Genomic DNA, 19,484 nt, shown 5'->3' on the forward strand with positions numbered 1-19,484 from the left:
TCCACTCAGACCAGGGCAGCCAGTTCAGCAGCCTGGACTGGCAAAGTTTCCTCAAGGCCAACAACCTAATCAGTAGCATGAGCCGGCGCGGTAACTGTCACGACAACGCCGTGGCAGAGAGCTTTTTCCAACTGCTGAAGCGCGAACGCATCAGGCGGAAAACCTACGGCACTCGTGAAGAAGCACGCGCTGATGTGTTCGATTACATCGAGATGTTTTATAACCCTAAACGCCGGCACAGCAGCGCTATGCAGCTATCGCCAGTGGATTTTGAAAAGCGCTATTTCCAGAGCTTGGAAAGTGTCTAGGAAAGCCGGGGCGATTCAACATCCTTGAAACATCCATGCTTCACCTATTTTAAATGAAGCTTCTGTCGTTCATTTTTTGGGTGTGAATTTTACATGCTTCATTTAGACGTTGATGAAGCATGAGTAGTGCAGATTAACGTTAATGAAGCATTCATGTCTCAAGTGGTGGCGAGTCGGTTATTCGAGTTTCGTTTTGACCGGGGCGGAATTACTCCCTGCTGAGGTGCCATTTTCATATCCATTGGTTCGCTCGAGTAATGCCGCTTGCGGCAGGTTTTTCGCTGCTCTTTTTCAGGCGCTCTGGCGCGGCTTATGCACAAATGCGGGCCGGATAGATCGTTTTCGAAGTTTCCTGCGCAGCGTTTCAGCTATTTTGCAAGCAACTGTTTTATATGGTTTTTCTGGCTGTTCAAAAAACGATCAGCTTGAATTGAGCCTTGCTGGAGGGGGCTTGGCGGTTGTTGCTCAGAATCTGTGAACAGAGTTATCCACAGATTGTGTGCGCAACTCAGGCGCGTTCGGCGAGCAGTAGCAGGTTGCGTGGCGTGAGGTGCGCCGGGCAGAACTGGCCGAGGCGCACCCTGTAGCCCTGTTCCTGCAGGTACAGCGCGCGGTCGAGCACCAGCCAGAGCTCCAGTGGGCGACGGAACAGGCCGCGCAGCAATTCCAGATTGCGCACTTCGGCCAGGCGCTGCCAGCCGGCTGCTTCGAGACGCTGCCAATCGTGCTCTTCGGGTGTCGGCAGTCCTTTCAGTTCTGCCAGGTCGTGGCAGTAGGTGGCGAAGCTTTTCTTCAGCCAGGCGGGTGGCAGTGATGGGGTGGGCAGATAGTCGTCCACGCCACGCAATTCCCGTTGCAGCAGGTCGAAGGCCAGGCGCCGGGCCATGGACTGATCGCGTTGCTGGCGCACTCGGTTGCCGGCGGTGACGGTTTCGCTCATGGGCAGGGCCAGGTCGTCCAGCGACAGGTCGAGAGGCGAGTTCTGGGCTGCTGTGGATAACGCTCGGTAGCTGCTCGCTGCAGTGCGGTTGTAGCAGCACGGAGCGATCGCCAGTTGCTGGCAGCCTGCCGCGCTGGCCAACTGCATCAGGCGCACGTGCAGGTCGCCGCAGGCATGCAGGGCGACGGGGGTATGGGTGGCGAGCACCCGTTTGCTGGCGGTGCCGGCGAGCACGTCCTGTTCGATGTGTTGTGCAGTTATCCCCAGGCGCTGACTCAGCTCGCTGCCGCTGGTCACCAGCGCGGGATCGTGCTCCAGGCAGGTCAGGAACGAACCGTCATGGGCCAGCACGCGGCCCAGGTGGCCTTTGCCGGCGCACCAGTCCAGCCAGTGCCGGGGCGTGCGCTGGAACTGCAGGCTGTCGCTGAAGGCGCGTATCTGCTGCCATTTGCGGCCTGGTACGTCCACCGAAAAGCGTGACGGCAGCGCGTGAGGCGCCTGCTGGGGCAGGTCGCCCATTTCGTTCAGCAGTGCCGCCTGGGCGGCCAGCTCTGCAAAGGGTGCCGGTGCGGCCTGCAGTGCGGTCGGTTGAGTGTGGGCGGCTTCGGCCTGTTCAAGGGTACGACCGCGCAGCCAGCCTCCCAGCTCGGGGTAGCCTGTTTCCCAGGCCAGCGTCCGGTGAGTGAAGGGGCGTGGCCTCCACAATGCCTGGTGCGCGCAGAGAAAGGCGTCCAGCGCCTGGAAGCGCTGGAGCAGGGCGTCGCCACTGAGTGGCTGGAGAGGTTGAGGTTGGTTCATGACGAGGGGGGCACCAGCCCCGTCACTTCAGCGGCCCTGGCAGGCGTCGACGCGCAGCCAGCGCTCCAGCAGTTTGAAGGCGTTGATCAGCACGAAGGTGATCACCAGATAGAACACGGCGGCGGTGAAGAAGAACTCCATGTTCACATAGGTGCGCGCGTTCAGCGTGCGGGCCATGCCGGTGAGGTCGAGCAGGGTGACGGTGCTGGCCAGCGCACTGGCCTTGAGCATCAGGATCACTTCGTTGCTGTACGCCGGCAGGCCGATTCGCGCGGCGCGCGGCAGGATGATGTGCAGCATCGACTGCGCCCGCGACATGCCCAGCGCCCGTGCGGCGTCGATCTCGCCCGGTGGTACTGCCTGGATCGCACCGCGCAGGATCTCGGCGATATAGGCGGTGGTGTGCAAGGTCATGGTGATCACCGCGCACCAGTACGGGTCACGCAGGTAGGGCCACAGCGGGCCCTGGCGAACGGCCTCGAACTGCGCCAGGCCATAGTAGACCAGGAACAGCTGCACCAGCATCGGCGTACCACGGAAGAAGAAGATATAGCTGTAGGGCAGGGCGCGCACGTACCAGTGGCGCGAGGCGCGGGCGATACCCATCGGCAGCGCCAGGATCAGGCCGGCCACCACCGCGACGGCTAGCAACTCGAGGGTCAGCAGCGCCCCTTCGGCCATTTTCGGCAAATACTTGAGGATCAGTTCCCAATTCATTGCGTGCTCCTTGCGAAGCCGCGCGAGGCTCTCTTCTCGAGCAGGTGCAGGCCGATCATGGAGAGGATGGTCAGGCTCAGGTAGATGATGGCGGCGACCAGGTAGAAGGTCATGGCTTGCTTGGTCGCGGTAACGGCGATCTGCGCCTGGCGCATGATTTCGGTCAGGCCGATCACCGAAACCAGCGCGGTGTCCTTCATCAGGATCATGAACAGGTTGCCCAGGCCTGGCATCGCGATACGCCACATCTGCGGCATGATCACCCGCCAGATGATACGCACCTTGGACAGGCCCAGGGCCTGGCCGGCCTCACGGTGGCCCTTGGGAATCGCCAGGATGGCGCCGCGCAACACTTCGGTGGCGTAGGCGCCGAAGCACAGGCCAAGGGCGATCACACCCGCTGCGAAAGGGCTCAGCTCGAGGCTGCCGACACCCAGCGTTTCGCCCAGTTCGCGCAGTACGTTCACCGTGCTGAAATAGATGAGCATCACCCACAGCAGCTCGGGCACGCCGCGCACGATGGTCGAATAGGTGCCGCCAAGCCACTGCAGTGGTTTGTAGGGCGAGGTCTTGGCGAAGGCGCCGAGCAGGCCGAGCACCAGACCAAGGCACAGTGCGCTGAGCGCCAGCTTGATGGTCATCAGGGTGCCGGCGGCCAGGGCCGGGCCGAATCCGGAAAGGTCGAAATTCATGGAAACTCAAGCGCCCGCGCCGCCATGGGCAACGCGGGCAGGCTGCTTAGTAGATGCTGAAGGGGAAGTACTTGTCGTTGATCTTCTTGTAGGTACCGTCGGCGACGACTTCGGCCAGGGCCTTGTTCAGACGCTCGCGCAGGGCATCGCCCTTGCGCACGGCGATACCGATCTTGTCGTTGTCGAATACCGGGTCGCCCTTGAATTCGAAGTCCTTGCCAGCGTCGCTCTTGAGCCATTCCCAGTTCACGAAGGTGTCGGCCAGCACACCGTCGACGCGGCCGGAGGCCAGATCGAGGTAGGCGTTCTCCTGGGTGTCGTAGAGCTTGATGTCGACCACGCCATCGAGGTTGTCTTCCAGCCAGGTACCGGCGATGGTCGCGCGCTGGGCACCGATGACCTTGCCTTTCAGGCTGGCTTTGTCGCTCTTGAAGTCACTGCTCTTGGGCGCGATGAACTGCAGCTTGTTGGTGTAGTACGGGTCGGTGAAATCGACCGCTTGCTGGCGCTCTTCGGTGATCGACATGGAAGCGACCAGGAAGTCGAACTTCTTGGCGTTCAGTGCCGGGATGATGCCGTCCCAGTCGGAGGTGACCACTTCGCACTCGGCCTTCATCTTGGCGCACAGGGCCTGGGCGATTTCCACGTCGAAGCCGCCGACCTGGCCGCTGGCGTCGATGAGGTTGAAGGGCGGGTAGGCGCCTTCGGTACCGATCTTCAGTTTGTCGGCAGCGACGGCACTGGTGCCGAAAGCCAGGGTGGCGGCAGCTGCCAGCAGAATCTTCTTATAGCTATGCATGCGTGATTGCTCCGTGTTTTAACGATTGCTGGACATGAATTGTTTGCAACGCGCCGATACGGGGTTGTCGAACACCTGCTGCGGCGACCCCTGTTCCTCCACCACGCCCTGATGCAGGAAAACCACTTCACTGGAAACCTGGCGGGCGAAGTTCATCTCGTGGGTCACCAGCAGCATGGTGCGACCTTCGTCGGCGAGCGCGCGGATCACATTAAGCACTTCTTGTACCATTTCCGGGTCGAGCGCCGAAGTCGGTTCGTCGAACAGGATCACCTTCGGCTGCATGGCCAGGGTGCGAGCGATGGCCGCGCGTTGCTGCTGGCCGCCGGAAAGCTGGTTGGGGTAGGCATGGCGCTTGTCGGTGATGCCGACCTTGGCCAGCAGCGCTTCGGCGATCTCGGTGGCTTCGGCCTTGCTCTTGCCGAGCACGCGGCGCGGCGCTTCGATGATGTTGTCCAGCACGGTCATGTGCGGCCACAGGTTGAAGTTCTGGAACACGAAGCCGATTTCGCTGCGCAGGCGATTGATCTGTCGGCTGTCGGCGGCGATGAGTTCGCCATTCTTCTGGCTCTTCAGCTTGAGTTCTTCACCGGCCACGATGATCTGGCCCTGATGAGGGTTCTCCAGCAGGTTTATGCAGCGCAGGAAGGTGGACTTGCCCGAGCCGGACGAGCCAAGGATGGAAATCACGTCACCATCGCGTGCGGTAAGGGAAACGCCCTTGAGCACGTCGAGGTCGCCATAGCGTTTGTGCAGATTGCGGATTTCCAGCGCGGGCGGGGCCTCGGCCATCGAGCAGTCCTCTTGGTTCTTGTGCGGATCGGGATCCGGGTATGGCAGGGCTGTGGGCTGCAAACCTAGCATAGGCCCCTGGGGTCGCCAAGGGTACTGCCGGCCCGCTGCCGCTGCGTTCACGGGGGGTGTCGCATCAGTGCAGCGGGTTGTCGCCGCGCCGCAAAAATGCGCGCAAGCCGCTCCCCGGCGGCGCCGACCCCGGCCGCCAGCGATGGGAGCGGGGCGCCTGTAAGCAGGGGAGGCAGGTTGCATGTTCAAAAAAGACGCGAACCCTACCCACATCCGCTTCGCAATTCCAGTGCCAGCAGGTGGTTTTGCCGATTCGCGGGCTGTAGAGTCAGTTGCCGAGCATGCCCTGCACCTTGTCGCGCAGGGCATCCAGGGAAAAGGGTTTGCCAATGATGTCGGTGCGGGTGGCGGGTTCGCCCTCGTCGATCTCCACGCTTTCCGCGTAGCCGCTGGCGAACAGCACCTTCAGCTCAGGGCGCAGTTGGCGCGCCGCGACGGCGAGCTCCTGGCCGTTCATGCCGGGCAGGCCGATATCGGTCATCAGCAGGTCGATGGGTTCATTGCTACGCAGTATGTCCAGGGCTTGTTGCGCCTCGCTGGCTTCACTCACGCGGTAATCGAGTTCTTCGAGCACTTCCACGGTGAGCATGCGCACCACATCGGAATCTTCCACCAGCAGGATGCGCTGGCCGGTATGCGGTGCGTGGGGAGCTTGGTCGGACACAGCGTTACCTCTGTAAGGGATGATGAAACCGCACAGCGTCTGGCTCGTTGTCGATCGGGCCTTGGCAGCGGTTGCGCGGCAGCCCGGCTAGCATGGCACGAATCAGCTATTTGATCTGCACCGTGGGCGTGCCGCTGGGCTGAAAGTACCGCCCTGGCGCGGTGGCGTGCCAGCACTGGCGCCAGCCAGGGGCGCGGAAGATAAGTCGAACCCTGCCTGCCCGCAGCCTGTCCAAGCGCGCGGGCCGTTGAGCGCCGGGCGTTGGATTAAGTTCAGCTGGCGCATTACCATCGCGCCTTCCCAAGACAACCGTGCAGCTCCCTGCATCAGCCCATCGCGGCCAGGAATTTTCGATGACCAACAGCTCTCCGATCGATGAGAACAGCTTCAAGCGGATTCTCAGGCGCAACGTCGCCTTGCCGCTTGGCGTTGGCGTTGCCAGCGCGATCTTCTTCGTGGTGCTGATCGGCTACCTGCTCAACGTGCTCGGCTGGGTGCAGCACACCGACCGGGTGCTCAATAACGCCAATGAAGGCTTGAAGCTGTCGATCGACCAGGAAACCGGTTTCCGCGGTTATCTGCTGTCTGGCGATGTGCGCTTCCTGCAGCCCTTCGAAGTCGCCAGGCCGCGGATCAAGGCGGAGATGGGCGTGCTCGCCGATCTGGTGGCGGATAACCCGGCGCAGGTCGACCGCCTGCGTACCATCGCGGCCCTGCAGGACGAGTGGAACCTGTTCGCGCAGGCGGCGATCACTGCCAAGCGCGACGGTGGCAATTTCCTCGATCCGGTCCGCGATGGCCGAGGCAAGCAATTGACCGACGCGATTCGCGCGGAATACGCCGAGTTCATCGGCCACGAACAGCGCCTGCGCAAGGAGCGCAACGACGCCGCCACTACCACGGCCACCGTGACCATCGGCCTGTTTCTGCTCTTCACCCTGCTGTTCAGCGGCTCGCTGGCGCTGTTCGGCCGTCGTGAACTGTTGAGCCTGACCAATACCTACGGTGCCATCCTCAGGAAGCAGGACGAACACAACGAACGTCTGCAGGCTCAGGCCTGGCTGCGCAACGGCCAGACCGAGATGTCCGAGCGGCTGATCGGACAGTTGGCACTGCCGGTGCTGGGGCGCAACGTGCTGGAGTTTCTCGCTGGCCATCTGGGGGCTGCGGTGGGTGCCCTCTATGTGCGCGAGGAGCACGGCGGCCTGCTTCGTGTCGCCTCCTACGGCTTCTCCCGCGAGCAGGAAAACGCCGAGCAATCCTTCTACAGCGCCGAAGGTCTGGTCGGCCAGGTGGCCCAGGGCCGCCGCCTGCTGACGCTCGATCAGTTGCCTGTCGATTACCTCAAGGTCAGCTCGGGGCTGGGCCATGGCGACCCGCTGACCGTCGCACTGCTGCCCATCGACAACGATGGCGAGGTCAATGGCGTGATCGAGCTGGGTTTCCTGCGTCCGTTGACCGAGCGCGATGGCGAGTTTCTCCAGCAGATCGCCCCCAGCGTCGGCGCCTCGGTCGAAGCGGCCCGCTATCGTAACCGGTTGCAGGAAATCCTCGCCGAAACCCAGCAGCTCAACGAAGAACTGCAGGTGCAGCAGGAAGAACTGAAGACCGCCAACGAAGAGCTGGAAGAGCAGTCGCGCGCACTCAAGGAGTCCCAGGCGCACCTCGAAACCCAGCAGGCGGAGCTGGAGCAGACCAACGAGCAGTTGTCCTCGCAGCGCGATGCCCTGGACGACCGCAACAGTGCCCTGCGTATTGCCCAGGAGCAGTTGCAGGAACGCGCCGAAGAGCTGCAGCGTGCCAGCCGCTACAAGTCCGAATTCCTCGCCAACATGTCCCATGAGCTGCGCACGCCGCTGAACAGTTCGCTGATCCTGGCCAAGCTGCTGTCCGACAACCCCAAGGGCAATCTGGACGCCGAGCAGGTCAAGTTCGCCGACTCCATCTATTCGGCCGGCAACGACCTGCTCAACCTGATCAACGACATCCTCGACATCTCCAAGGTCGAGGCCGGCAAGCTCGACCTGCGCCCTGAGAACGCCAACGTGGTGCGCCTCGCCGAAAGCCTGGAGAGCACCTTCCAGCCGCTGGCCGGCGAGAAGCACCTGGGTTTCAACGTGCAGGTCGCCGAAGACGTGCCGCGTTCGCTGTACACCGACCGTCTGCGCGTCGAGCAGATCCTCAAGAATCTGCTCTCCAACGCCATCAAATTCACCGAGCAAGGGTCGGTCAGCCTGAGCGTCAGCCGGGTCGACGAAGGCGTGGCCTTCGCGGTGCGCGACAGCGGCATCGGCATCCAGGCCGATCAGCAGGCGTACATCTTCGAGGCCTTCCGCCAGGCCGATGGCACCACCAACCGGCGCTTCGGCGGCACCGGTCTGGGCCTGTCGATCTCCCGTGACCTGGCCGTGCTGCTGGGCGGCTCGATCAGCGTTTCCAGCGTGCCGGACGAGGGCAGCGTATTCACCCTGGTGTTGCCACTAAGCTATTCGCCGCTGGAACAGGAAGACGAAGCGGCGCCAGCCGAGCTAGCCGTGGTTGCCCGCAGTTTCACGCCACGTGCGCCCGAGCCGGTCAAGCATGTCGTCGCGGAAAACACCATTCCTAGCTTCCCGGACGACCGGGGCATGTCGGTGCTGGGCGGCCGCAGCGTGCTGGTCATCGAGGACGAGCCGCAGTTCGCCCACATCCTCTACGACCTGGCCCACGAGCTGGATTACCGCTGCCTGGTCGCCCACTGTGCGGAAGATGGCCTGAACCTGGCGACCACCCATCACCCCGACGCCATCCTGCTGGACATGCGCCTGCCGGATATTTCCGGCCTGTCTGTGCTGCAGCGCCTCAAGGAAAATCCTGGCACCCGGCACATTCCGGTGCATGTGATTTCCGTCGAGGACATGGCCGAGGCCGCGCTGCACATGGGCGCCGTCGGTTACGCGTTGAAACCCGCCACCCGCGACCAGCTCAAGGGCGTGTTCAGCAAGCTCGAGGCCCGTCTGACCCAGAAGATGAGACGCGTGCTGGTGGTCGAGGACGACAAGCTGCAGCGTGACAGCATCGCCCGTCTGATCGGCGATGACGACATAGAAATCGTCGCGGTCGAATTCGGCGAGCAGGCGCTGGAGCAACTGCGTCACCATATCTTCGATTGCATGATCATCGACCTCAAACTGCCGGACATGCAGGGCGACGAGCTGCTGTCGCGCATGGGCAGCGAGAACATTCGCAGCTTCCCGCCGGTGATCGTCTATACCGGGCGCAACCTGACCCGTGCCGAAGAGGCCGAGCTGCTCAAGTATTCGCGCTCGATCATCATCAAGGGGGCCCGCTCGCCGGAGCGCCTTCTCGACGAGGTCACCCTGTTCCTGCACATGGTCGAATCGGAGCTGTCCAGCGAGCGGCAGAGCATGCTCAAGACCGCACGCAGCCGTGACCGGGTGTTCGAAGGACGGCGCATCCTGGTGGTCGACGACGACGTGCGCAACATTTTTGCCCTCACCAGTGCGCTGGAGCAGAAGGGCGCCCAGGTCGAAGTGGCGCGCAATGGTCGCGAGGCCATCGACAAGCTCGAGGCCGTGGGCGATATCGACCTGCTGCTGATGGACGTGATGATGCCGGAAATGGACGGTTACGAAGCCACCCGCCGCATCCGCGAGAATCCGCGCTGGCGCAAGCTGCCGATCATCGCGGTAACCGCCAAGGCGATGAAGGACGACCAGGATCTGTGCATGAAAGCCGGTGCCAACGATTACCTGGCCAAGCCCATCGATCTGGATCGCCTGTTCTCGCTGATCCGCGTCTGGTTGCCGAAGCTGGAGCGCATCTGAGATGTCCGACCGTACGCAGGATATCGAACTACGTTTGCTGATCGAGGCGATCTACCTGCAGTACAGCTACGATTTTCGCGACTATTCCGGCTCTTCGCTGAAGCGGCGGATCGTGCATGCCATGCACCAGTTCGACTGCGCGAGCATTTCCGAGCTGCAGGCGCGGATCATCCATGACTCGACCGCGTTCATGCAGTTGCTGCAGTTTCTCACCATTCCGGTCAGCGAGATGTTCCGCGACCCGAGCTACTTCCTGGCGCTGCGTCAGGAGGTGGTGCCCTTCCTGCGCACCTACCCGTCCCTGAAACTGTGGGTCGCGGGTTGCAGCACCGGCGAGGAAGTGTATTCGCTGGCCATCCTGCTGCACGAGGAAGGGCTGCTGGAGCGCTCGATCATCTATGCCACCGACATCAATCCCCACTCGCTGGAAAAGGCCAAGCGGGGCATCTTTCCGGTCGACAGCATGCGTCTGTACAGCGAGAACTACCAGCGCTCGGGCGGCAAGGGTTCGCTCTCCGACTACTATACGGTCGCCTACGACGGCGCGCTGTTCGAGCGCTTCCTGTGTGCAAACGTGACTTTCGCCGACCACAGCCTGGCGACCGACAGCGTGTTCTCGGAGACCCAGTTCATCTCCTGTCGAAACGTATTGATCTACTTCAACAAGGCCCTGCAGGACCGCGCCTTCGGGTTGTTCCACGAGTCCCTGGGACACCGCGCCTTCCTCGGTCTGGGCAGCAAGGAAAGCCTGGATTTCTCCGCGTATGCCGGGCATTTCGAGGCGCTGAATCGGCAGCAACGGGTGTTTCGCAAGCTATGAGCGCGCGGCCACGGGTGCTCGAAGCGGTGGTGATCGGCGCGTCGGCAGGCGGCGTCGAGGCGCTGTTGACCCTGTTCGAGGGGTTGCCGGCCAATTACGGGTTGCCCCTGGTGGTCGTGCTGCACCTGCCCGACGGCCGCGACAGCCTGCTGCCCGACCTGTTCGCCAGGCGCCTGGCCCTGCGGGTGAAGGAGGCGCAGGACAAGGAGGCGTTACAGCCGGGAACGCTATACTTTTCAGCACCGGGATACCACCTGTGCATCGAATCCGACCGGCGTTTCTCCTACAGCCGCGACGAGCCGCGTCACTACTCGCGTCCCTCGATCGATTACCTGTTCGAGTCGGCCGCCGATACCTATGGCGCCAATGTGATGGGCGTATTGCTGACCGGCGCCAACCAGGATGGTGCCGCCGGCCTAAACACAATAAAGCAGCGGGGTGGTGTGACCGTGGTGCAGGATCCGCAGGAGGCGCAGGTTCCAACCATGCCCGAAGCGGCTCTGGCGCTGCATCGCCCCGATTACCTTCTTTCTTTGCGAGGGATTCTCGCGTTGTTAGCCGAACTGGACTCTCGCCCATGCTGAGTAGCACCGGATGCAAACTGCTGATCGTCGATGACCTGCCGGAAAACCTGCTGGCACTGGACGCGCTGATTCGCCGAGAAGACCGTGAGGTGTTCCAGGCCCAGTGCGCCGATGACGCACTGGTATTGTTGCTCGAGCATGAGTTTGCTCTGGCCATCCTCGATGTACAGATGCCCGGCATGAACGGTTTCGAGCTGGCCGAGCTGATGCGCGGCACGGAAAAGACCAAGCACATCCCCATCGTCTTCGTCAGTGCGGCGGGGCGGGAAATGAACTACGCGTTCAAAGGCTACGAGAGCGGTGCCGTCGACTTCCTCTACAAACCCCTGGATATCCAGGCGGTGCAAAGCAAGGTGGCGGTGTTCGTCGATCTCTATCGCCAGCGCAAGGTCATGGCGCAGCAGCTGGATGCCCTGAAACGCTCTCGCGAGGAGCAGGACGCCCTGCTTGCCGAGCTGCGCTCTACCCAGAGCGAGCTGCAGCATGCGGTACGCATGCGTGACGACTTCATGTCCATCGTCTCCCACGAGTTGCGCACACCGCTCAACGGCCTGAGCCTGGACACCCAGCTGCGCAAGATGCACCTGGCCAAAGGCAATATGACCGCGTTCAGCGAAGACAAGCTTGGCGCCATGTTCGACCGCGATGAGCGGCAGATCCACAGCCTGATCCGTCTCATCGAAGACATGCTCGACGTGTCGCGCATTCGCACCGGCAAGCTGTCGATCCGCCCGGTGGAGTTCGATCTCGGGCAGACCGTGCGCAACGTCGCCGAGAACTTTGCCCAGCAGATGGCCGTGGCAGGCTGCGACCTGCAGCTCGACAGCGACGAAGTGCTGCGCGGCAGCTGGGATCAGTTCAGGATCGAACAGGTGATCAGCAACCTGCTCAGCAACGCCCTGCGCTACGGCTCGGGACGTCCCATCGAAGTACGGGCGCGCTCCGACGAAGGTGGCGTGCGTATCGAGGTCCGCGACCACGGCATCGGCATCTCCGTGGAAAACCAGCGGCGCATCTTCCAGCAGTTCGAGCGTGCCGTGAGCAGCGAGGCAGTGGCAGGGCTGGGGCTGGGGCTGTTCATCTCCGACCAGATCGTCAAGGCCCATGGTGGACATATCGAAGTACACAGCAGCCTGGGCCAGGGCTCGCTGTTCAGCCTGTGGCTGCCCCGGAGCAAGCGTGCAGATATAGGTTGAACTCGCTGCACCGGCAAGGTCGAAGCGAAGGAATGAAAAAAGCCAGGAGCAGGGCAATGATGCAACCCACGCGAACCGTACTGATCGTCGAGGACGATCCGCTCCTGCTCATGCTGCTGGTTGAATACCTGCAGGGCGAGGGCTACAGCGTGTTGCAGGCCGACTGCGCCACCGGTGCCTTCGCCATCCTCGCCACCAAGCCGCACCTCGACCTGTTGATCACCGACTTTCGCCTCACCGGCGGAGTGTCCGGCGTGCGCATCGCCGAACCGGCCTTGCTGCTGCGCCCGGAACTCAAGGTGATCTTCATCAGCGGCCACCCCGCCGAAGTCCGCGAAACCGGTAGTGCGCTGCTCGACTCCGCTCCTCTGCTGAGCAAGCCGTTCACCCTCGAAACCCTGAGTGCACAGATCGACCATCTGCTTGATTGAGGGGCGAGACGGCCACGCGTCCATCCAATGTGGGAGCGGGCCATACCGTGAATTCGCGGGCATGGACCAGGCGTCCCCGCCCGCTCTCGCAAACCCATCTCAGGGTGGCCTGATAGCCCGTAGGATGGGTGAAGGCGCTCCTCGATCTGATGTCCTGTGCACATCTTCGCGCGCCGCAACCCATCAGGCATTCCAACGAATGCCCGTACCCTTCCATATATAAATGCGACTCCGGGTATTGCTTCGCTCAACCCGGGCCGTGTGTCGTTCAGCGCTTTTCCGGAGCCGGCTTCCCGGGTTCCTCGATGGGCCGCTGCGGGCTGAACGGGCTATCCGGGTCATCGACGATGGAGCCCGGGTCTTCATTACCCGGATCGTTGATCGGCGTCTCGTGCGGGTCGGCGGGTGGTTGCTTTGGATCGTTGGCGGCATTCAAGGCAATTTGGACATGCATGGCTGGCTCCGGCTGCGTTAAGGCTCGGCATGAAAGGCGCGAGGTCTGTGCATTTGGAGGAGGCGTTGCGCAGGCGTGTTCAGGCTGTCGGCTGGACGGTACTTTTTCGCGGGCAATAAAAAACCGGCCAAGGCCGGTTTTCCATTTTCTCATGTGATGCTGGCACCACCTGAGAAGAAAGGTGGTGCCCAGGGACGGAATCGAACCGCCGACACGGGGATTTTCAATCCCCTGCTCTACCGACTGAGCTACCTGGGCAACGGGGCGTATTAGACGGTTTTCGCTTTTTAGTGTCAAACGTTTTTTTGGAAAATATTTAAATATTCCGGGCGCTTACGTCTTCGGCCCTTATTCGCTCGGGGGAACGTAGCCTTCCGCTTGTGCGTAGTCTTCGCCGGACAGGAACTTGTCCATCTCGGCCTGCAGGAATTTGCGATCTTCGGCGTTCATCATGTTCAGGCGACGTTCGTTGATCAGCAGGGTCTGGTGCTTCTGCCATTCTTCCCAGGCTTGCCTGGAGACGTTCTGGTAGATGTCTTCGCCTTTGGCGCCAGGGTAGGGCGCGCGATCCAGGCCGGGCAGTTGTTGTTTGTGCTTGCGGCACATCACGGTGCGGGTCATGCCATTTCTCCTGTATGCAGTGCGTCGGCCGCGCGTTTCAGCAGTTTCTTCACCGGGGCGGCGAGCCCCAGGCGCGGCGGGGTGGCGAGGTTATACCAGAGCCAGTCGGCATCGGCCACGTGACCGGCAACGCCGTCGGCTTCGATCAGCCAGGGGTCGATGGCCAACTGGAAGTGGCTGAAGGTGTGGGTCAGGCCGTCGAGCTGGCGGCGTTCACCGAGGCGCAACTGGTGCTGATCGGCGAGCGCTGCCAGGGCTTCCAGGTCATCGAGTTCAGGAAGGCTCCACAGGCCGCCCCACAGACCGGTCGAAGGGCGCCGATAGAGCAGGATGGCGCCGTCGCGGCTGACCAGCATCGGCATCAGGGTGCGCTTTTGCGGCAGCTCCTTGCGCGGCTTGGCCACCGGGTAGCGGATCTCCAGGCCCAGCAGGTGTGCTTCGCAGCCGCTCTGCACCGGGCAAAGCAGGCAGGTGGGCTTGCTGCGGGTACACAGCGTGGCGCCCAGGTCCATCATCGCCTGGGTATAGTGGTTGACGCGTTCGTCCGGCAGGAAGCGCTCGGCCACGGCCCACAGCTGTCTGGCCACCCTGGGTTCGCCCGGATAGCCTTCCTGGGCCACGTAGCGGGCCAGCACGCGCTTGACGTTACCGTCGAGAATCGGCGCGCGCAGGCCCATGCTCAGGCTGGCAATGGCTCCGGCCGTGGAACGGCCGATGCCGGGCAGTTCGGTGAGCGCTTCGACATCCCGGGGGAATTCGCCGCCGTGCTCGCGCATGATGATCCGTGCGGTTTTCTGCAGGTTGCGGGCGCGGGTGTAGTAGCCAAGGCCGGTCCACAGGTGCAGCACTTCGTCTTCGGGGGCCTCGGCCAGATCGCGCACGGTGGGCAGCGAGCTCATGAAGCGATCGAAGTAGCCGAGCACGGTGCTGACCTGGGTCTGCTGCAGCATGATTTCCGATACCCATACGCGGTAGGGCGTGATGCCCTGCTGCCAGGGCAGGTCCTTGCGTCCATGGGTGTCGTACCAGCTCAGTACCGCGCTGGAGAATTGCTCGGGGGTCATCGGTTGAACAGGCCCTTGAGTGCGTCTTTCAGTTCGGGGCTGACCTTGTCGCCAAGCTTCTCCTCGAGTTTTTCGTTGATCCGGTCTCCGGCCAGTTTGGCGGCTACCTTGCCCATCCCCGCCTGATCCAGGCGACAGGCTTTGGCACCCAGTTCCAGCGGGCCGCGGCAGTGCAGCGGCCAGGCGACGCCAACGTAGCGACGGTTGACCTCGCAGGCCGGATCCGGCATCTCGCGCTGATCGCCCTCGATGGTGATGCCCACGCGGTAGTCCATGCCCAGCACGCGCAGGTCGAGGTCGCCGTCGCCGGTCACGCTGAGGCCGGGGATGCGCGCTTGCAGATCCGGGTTGCTGGCCACGCCGTTACGGATGTCGAGGCTGCCCTGCAGGCGCTCGAACGGGGTGTCCTTGCTGCGCGGGTCGCCACTCAGCGATTTGCGATTGAGGCTGGCGATGCCACGGCATAGCTGCTGCTCGAGGTTGGCATCGACCAGTACGCCATCCTTGAGCAAAAAGCTGGCGGTGCCGTTGAGTGCATCTACCCAGGCTTTCTGACTGTTGCCGCTGGTGGTCAGGTCGCTCTTCAGGTCGAGCAGGCCCTTGAGCGGCGAAGGACGTTGTTCGTCCTTGAGGAAGGGTTCGACCGGGATGCCGTTCAACTGCGTATGCAGGCTGAGCACCGGTACGGCCGGACGCACGTCGGCGTCGGCCTTGATGGTGAAGTTGCCGCTGCCGAGGTTGCCACGCAGTTCTTCCAGATTCAGCATGCCGCCCTGGCTACGAGCCTTGACGCTGAACGTGTCGATGGCCTGCTTCTGCACGGTCAGTTGGTCGAGGTTCAGCGTGGCTTGCAGGTCCAGTTTGCGCAGCGTGGGGATCGGCAACACTTCGCTCGAACTCCAGGCCTGCTGGGTCGGCGCGTCGGGCACTGGCGTGCTGCCTGCCTGCCCGGCGTTGGCGACGGTTTCGCGCACCTCGGCCTTGCGGGCGGTATCGCTGTCCTTCTTGTCCTTGCTCTGCGCTGGCAGATAGCGGTCGAGATTCAGCTTGTCGCCCTTGAGCTGTACACGCAGTGCCTGCTTGGCGAAATCGGCGACGGCGATCTTGCCGGTGAAGGTGCTGTCATCGAGCTTGAGGGTCAGTTCATCCAGCGACAGGCTGTTTGGCGTGCCGCCGAGCTGGGTCACCAGTTCGAACTGCGCCAGGGTCTTCTCGTCGCTCATCGGCGGTAGCTTCTGGCCGAGGCTGGCAAGGAATTCGCGCAGGTTGACCGGAGCGACCGACAGGCCACCAGACACCTTGGGATCGCTCTGCAGGTCGCGAATCTTCAATTCACCCAGAGCGCGCAGCTGGTTGGCCGAGAGCTTCAGGCCGTTCCACTCGGCCACCTGGGCCGCCAGGTCGACCAGCAGTTGGCCCTGGGCAGCGTAGGTGAGGGTCTGGCCGTTGAAGGGCTCGCCGGAGGCCTCACCGGACAGGCGCGCGTCTTCGAGCTGATAACGCTTGAGCACGCGGTCGAAACGCAACTCGCCCTGCAGTTCGCTGCGTGCACGCATCACCGGATGGTTACTGCCGAAGAAGGCGCTGAGCTTGATCGGCACGCCAGCGCCCTCGCGAATCGCGCCGGTGGTGAGCTGGATGCTTTCGGCGCTGAATTGCTGGCCCTTCTGAGCGTCGCGGTAGTCCACCCGGGCGCCGTTGACGATCAGGCTGTCGATGTCCAGCTTGATCGGCTGGGCACTGCTTTCCTGGGCGGGTTCGGATTGCGGCTGCTGCGGGTCGCCAGCGGCGGTCTGCTCGGCCGGCTTTTCGCCTGGCTTGGCGGCAGGGCGGCCGACATCTTCCCAGTTGCCATGGCCATTCTCGTCGCGCTGCAGGTCGAGGTTGAGGCCATCGACGCGGATGTCGCTCATCTGCACTTCCTTGCGCAGCAGCGGCAGCACACGCACCGACAGGCCGAGCAGGCGCAGGTTGGCGAAGGGTTTGTCCGGCGTGCTGGCGCTGGCCAGCGTGGCGTCGGTCAGTTCCAGGCCCAGCCAGGGGAACAGGCTCCAGCCGATATCGCCGTTGAGGGTCAACTCCAGGTTGGCCTTGTCCCGCGCCAATTGGCGGATTTCATCCTTGTAGTCGTTGGGATCGAAGAGGTGAGTCAGGGCAAAGCCCAACGCCACGATGATCAGCAGCAGTCCGAGGAAGAACAGACCCAGGATTTTGCCGAGCGCTTTCATGGACGAGTCCTATGCAGTGACGAGAAATGTGGATTCGCGAGTATAACGCCGACGGCGGGCCCGCGGCCAAAGCCTGTGGGCGATGTTTGGCGAACGCCCTTGGCCTGGCCGGATTGGCTGCCGAATCGCTTCGCTCGCCGAGGTAGACCGCGACTCGGCGCTATGTGCAGCAGGTCGTCTCATTGCGCGGTAGCTGGCCAACCGAGTCTTGGCCGGTACCTATCTGCTGAATGGCGGCTTGAGCGGCGAGTCGGCGGCTCTGCAGCCCAGGGCAATGCCGTGTGGCCGAGCCCTCAACGGCGCATGCCTGTCGTGGCAGTGCCGCCTGCTCAGGCGCGTATCGCCCGCACCTGAGCAGGGCTGGCTCATCCCGTTATCGGGAAGGCTCAAGGGTGGTAACGCCTTTGCCGACGGGCAGATTGCCATCGGCTAGGGCGTGGCCTGCGGACGCCGGGCCATCGATGCCATGCAAAAGTTGCCCCGGGCGGCTAATTGTGCTGCCTGGACGGCTGCACAAGCGCTATGGCTGTGTGACACAATGTCGCGGGATCTTTAGGGTCTGTTGGCGGTCCAGCGCGCGGCTTGTGCTGAATCCTCGACAGACGCTGGCGTCCTGCTGGCTGCGAATGACTCGCTGAAACATGTTTGCTGTGTCGCCCCATCACTACCCGTATTGCCGGTAGTGATTTGTTTGCCAACCTAAAATCAGAGAAGAAAAATGACTGACGCCATCGTGCAAAACGGTGCTTCGGTGACCCCCGCGTTCTTGTCCAAAGCGCGCATCATCGCTAAGCCCGGTTTCAACCGCTGGCTGGTTCCGCCAGCTGCCCTCGCCATCCACCTGTGCATCGGTATGGCCTACGGATTTTCCGTATTCTGGCTGCCGTTGTCGAAAGCCATCGGGATCGGTACCGCCGTCGCCTGTGCCCCGGAGATCGGCTTCTTCGAGCAGATCTTCGCCAGCAACTGCGATTGGCAGATCTCCATGCTGGGCTGGATCTACACGCTGTTCTTCGTCTTCCTGGGTTGTTCGGCTGCCGTATGGGGCGGCTGGCTGGAACATGCCGGCCCGCGCAAGGCCGGCCTGGTGTCGGCGGTGTGCTGGTGTGGTGGCCTGTTGATTTCCGCGCTCGGCATCTACACGCACCAGATCTGGTTGATGTGGATCGGCTCCGGGGTGATCGGTGGCATCGGGCTGGGCCTGGGTTACATCTCCCCGGTATCGACCCTGATCAAGTGGTTCCCGGACAAACGCGGCATGGCGACCGGCATGGCCATCATGGGCTTCGGTGGTGGCGCGATGGTCGGTGCCCCGCTGGCGGCTGCGCTGATGGGCCATTTTGCCAGTGAAACCGACGTCGGCGTGTGGCAGAGCTTCGTGGTGATGGCGGTGATCTATTTCATCTTCATGGTCGGCGGGGCTCTTTCCTATCGCGTTCCGCCGACCGGCTGGAAGCCTGCCGGTTGGGTGGCTCCGACAGCCAAGGCCAACAACGCGATGATCACCAAGGGGCACGTACACGTGAACACCGCGTGGAAAACCCCGCAGTTCTGGCTGGTGTGGGCCGTACTTTGCCTGAACGTCTCTGCCGGTATCGGCATCATCGGCATGGCTTCGCCGATGCTGCAGGAAGTATTCGGTGGCAAGCTGATCGGCCTCAGCCTTTCCTTCGGCGAATTGAATGCCGCACAACTGAGCCAGATCGCTGCCATCGCTGCCGGCTTCACCGGTCTGCTGAGCCTGTTCAACATCGGCGGGCGCTTCTTCTGGGCATCGTTCTCCGACCTGATCGGCCGCAAGGCGACCTATTTCGTGTTCTTCGCCCTGGGTTTCAGCCTGTACGCGCTGGTTCCATGGACCGGTCACCTGGGCAGCGTGGCCCTGTTCGTGTTCGCCTTCTGCCTGATCCTGTCCATGTACGGTGGCGGCTTCGCGACCGTGCCGGCCTATCTGGCGGACCTGTTCGGTACCCAGATGGTCGGCGCGATCCATGGCCGCCTGCTGACTGCCTGGGCGTTCGCTGGCGTGCTGGGTCCGGTACTGGTGAACTACCTGCGTGAATATCAGCTGAGCATCGGCGTCGAGCGCGCTGCTGCCTACGACATCACCCTGTATATTCTCGCTGGCCTGCTGGTGCTGGGCTTCATCTGCAACCTGCTGGTTCGTCCGGTGGATCCCAAGTACTTCATGAGCGAAGAACAGCTGGCTGCCGAGCGCGCGCACGGCGAGAAATCCAGGCCCACCGCCAACGAGCTGGAGTGGGCTGCCGATCCGTCGAGCAAACCGCTGGTCATCGCTGCCTGGCTGGCCGTGGGTATACCGCTGGCATGGGGAGTCTGGGTGACCCTGCAGAAGACCGTCGTGCTGTTCCAGTAACGGTCCGTCGTTCGCAAGAATCCCGCCGGTGCCCTGTGCGCCCGCGGGATTTTTTGTGGGTGTCATTTTTTCCAGCCAGGCCTCACGCGTTTTTCGTCCA

General features: G+C 62.6%; 18 protein-coding genes and 1 tRNA gene. 8 read left to right on the forward strand and 11 right to left on the reverse strand.

Annotation, left to right across the window (positions count from 1 at the left end):
• The coding region (locus tag BLR94_RS23150; protein ID WP_139207451.1) for an IS3 family transposase at positions 1 to 308 on the forward strand (308 nt) is incomplete at its 5' end.
• Between the two features lie 142 nt (positions 309 to 450).
• Positions 451 to 786, forward strand: coding sequence for a hypothetical protein (locus BLR94_RS27345; protein WP_139207497.1), 336 nt, complete (start codon positions 451 to 453; stop codon positions 784 to 786).
• A gap of 30 nt (positions 787 to 816) precedes the next feature.
• Here BLR94_RS27345 and BLR94_RS23155 read toward each other — a convergent pair whose 3' ends face one another.
• The 6 genes from BLR94_RS23155 to BLR94_RS23180 form a co-directional block, all read right to left on the reverse strand.
• On the reverse strand, positions 817 to 2,046 hold the full coding sequence (locus BLR94_RS23155) for a methyltransferase (RefSeq protein WP_084308270.1): 1,230 nt from the start codon (positions 2,044 to 2,046) through the stop codon (positions 817 to 819).
• A gap of 27 nt (positions 2,047 to 2,073) precedes the next feature.
• Positions 2,074 to 2,763 (reverse strand): ABC transporter permease, encoded by a 690-nt coding sequence (locus BLR94_RS23160; protein WP_084308271.1) that lies wholly within the window; start codon positions 2,761 to 2,763, stop codon positions 2,074 to 2,076.
• Positions 2,760 to 3,455: an ABC transporter permease gene (locus BLR94_RS23165; RefSeq protein ID WP_084308272.1), complete on the reverse strand. Its 696-nt coding sequence runs from the start codon at positions 3,453 to 3,455 to the stop codon at positions 2,760 to 2,762. The genes BLR94_RS23160 and BLR94_RS23165 overlap by 4 nt, the downstream gene beginning before the upstream one ends.
• Before the next feature lie 46 nt (positions 3,456 to 3,501).
• Complete coding sequence (locus BLR94_RS23170; RefSeq protein WP_042555479.1) at positions 3,502 to 4,254, reverse strand: ABC transporter substrate-binding protein; 753 nt, start codon at positions 4,252 to 4,254, stop codon at positions 3,502 to 3,504.
• An 18-nt stretch (positions 4,255 to 4,272) separates the two neighbouring features.
• Positions 4,273 to 5,046 (reverse strand): ABC transporter ATP-binding protein, encoded by a 774-nt coding sequence (locus BLR94_RS23175; RefSeq protein WP_084308273.1) that lies wholly within the window; start codon positions 5,044 to 5,046, stop codon positions 4,273 to 4,275.
• A gap of 340 nt (positions 5,047 to 5,386) precedes the next feature.
• Entirely contained in the window at positions 5,387 to 5,782 is a 396-nt protein-coding gene (locus tag BLR94_RS23180) for a response regulator (RefSeq protein ID WP_084308274.1), read from the reverse strand.
• 353 nt (positions 5,783 to 6,135) lie between these two features.
• Here BLR94_RS23180 and BLR94_RS23185 point away from each other — a divergent pair, with 353 nt between their 5' ends.
• The 5 genes from BLR94_RS23185 to BLR94_RS23205 are packed head-to-tail and all read left to right on the forward strand — an operon-like array spanning position 6,136 to position 12,640.
• Positions 6,136 to 9,609 carry a response regulator gene (locus BLR94_RS23185; protein WP_084308275.1) on the forward strand — a complete coding sequence of 1,158 codons (3,474 nt, stop codon included), beginning with the start codon at positions 6,136 to 6,138 and terminating at the stop codon, positions 9,607 to 9,609.
• 1 nt (position 9,610) lies between these two features.
• Positions 9,611 to 10,429, forward strand: a complete 819-nt coding sequence (locus BLR94_RS23190) for a CheR family methyltransferase (RefSeq protein WP_084308276.1) — start codon at positions 9,611 to 9,613, stop codon at positions 10,427 to 10,429.
• Positions 10,426 to 11,013, forward strand: a complete 588-nt coding sequence (locus tag BLR94_RS23195) for a chemotaxis protein CheB (RefSeq protein ID WP_084308277.1) — start codon at positions 10,426 to 10,428, stop codon at positions 11,011 to 11,013. Before BLR94_RS23190 ends, BLR94_RS23195 begins: the two co-directional genes overlap by 4 nt.
• On the forward strand, positions 11,007 to 12,209 hold the full coding sequence (locus BLR94_RS23200; RefSeq protein WP_084308278.1) for a hybrid sensor histidine kinase/response regulator: 1,203 nt from the start codon (positions 11,007 to 11,009) through the stop codon (positions 12,207 to 12,209). The genes BLR94_RS23195 and BLR94_RS23200 overlap by 7 nt, the downstream gene beginning before the upstream one ends.
• A 56-nt stretch (positions 12,210 to 12,265) precedes the next feature.
• Complete coding sequence (locus BLR94_RS23205; RefSeq protein ID WP_084308279.1) at positions 12,266 to 12,640, forward strand: response regulator; 375 nt, start codon at positions 12,266 to 12,268, stop codon at positions 12,638 to 12,640.
• Positions 12,641 to 12,908: 268 nt separating this feature from the next.
• Here the strand turns inward: BLR94_RS23205 and BLR94_RS23210 are convergent, their stop codons facing one another.
• The 5 genes from BLR94_RS23210 to BLR94_RS23230 all read right to left on the reverse strand — a co-directional run bounded on the left by BLR94_RS23210 (position 12,909) and on the right by BLR94_RS23230 (position 17,007).
• Complete coding sequence (locus tag BLR94_RS23210; RefSeq protein ID WP_084308280.1) at positions 12,909 to 13,094, reverse strand: hypothetical protein; 186 nt, start codon at positions 13,092 to 13,094, stop codon at positions 12,909 to 12,911.
• A 182-nt stretch (positions 13,095 to 13,276) separates the two neighbouring features.
• A tRNA-Phe gene (locus BLR94_RS23215) sits at positions 13,277 to 13,352 on the reverse strand.
• Between the two features lie 90 nt (positions 13,353 to 13,442).
• Positions 13,443 to 13,715: an oxidative damage protection protein gene (locus BLR94_RS23220; RefSeq protein WP_084308281.1), complete on the reverse strand. Its 273-nt coding sequence runs from the start codon at positions 13,713 to 13,715 to the stop codon at positions 13,443 to 13,445.
• On the reverse strand, positions 13,712 to 14,779 hold the full coding sequence (mutY, locus tag BLR94_RS23225; RefSeq protein ID WP_084308282.1) for an A/G-specific adenine glycosylase: 1,068 nt from the start codon (positions 14,777 to 14,779) through the stop codon (positions 13,712 to 13,714). The genes BLR94_RS23220 and mutY overlap by 4 nt, the downstream gene beginning before the upstream one ends.
• Entirely contained in the window at positions 14,776 to 17,007 is a 2,232-nt protein-coding gene (locus BLR94_RS23230; RefSeq protein WP_084308283.1) for an AsmA family protein, read from the reverse strand. The genes mutY and BLR94_RS23230 overlap by 4 nt, the downstream gene beginning before the upstream one ends.
• A gap of 718 nt (positions 17,008 to 17,725) precedes the next feature.
• On the opposite strand from BLR94_RS23230, the gene BLR94_RS23235 reads away from it, so the two are divergent.
• Positions 17,726 to 19,384 carry an OFA family MFS transporter gene (locus tag BLR94_RS23235; RefSeq protein WP_084308284.1) on the forward strand — a complete coding sequence of 553 codons (1,659 nt, stop codon included), beginning with the start codon at positions 17,726 to 17,728 and terminating at the stop codon, positions 19,382 to 19,384.
• Positions 19,385 to 19,484: the final 100 nt, after the last annotated feature.

The organism is Phytopseudomonas flavescens (assembly GCF_900100535.1).
Taxonomy (GTDB): domain Bacteria; phylum Pseudomonadota; class Gammaproteobacteria; order Pseudomonadales; family Pseudomonadaceae; genus Aquipseudomonas; species Aquipseudomonas flavescens.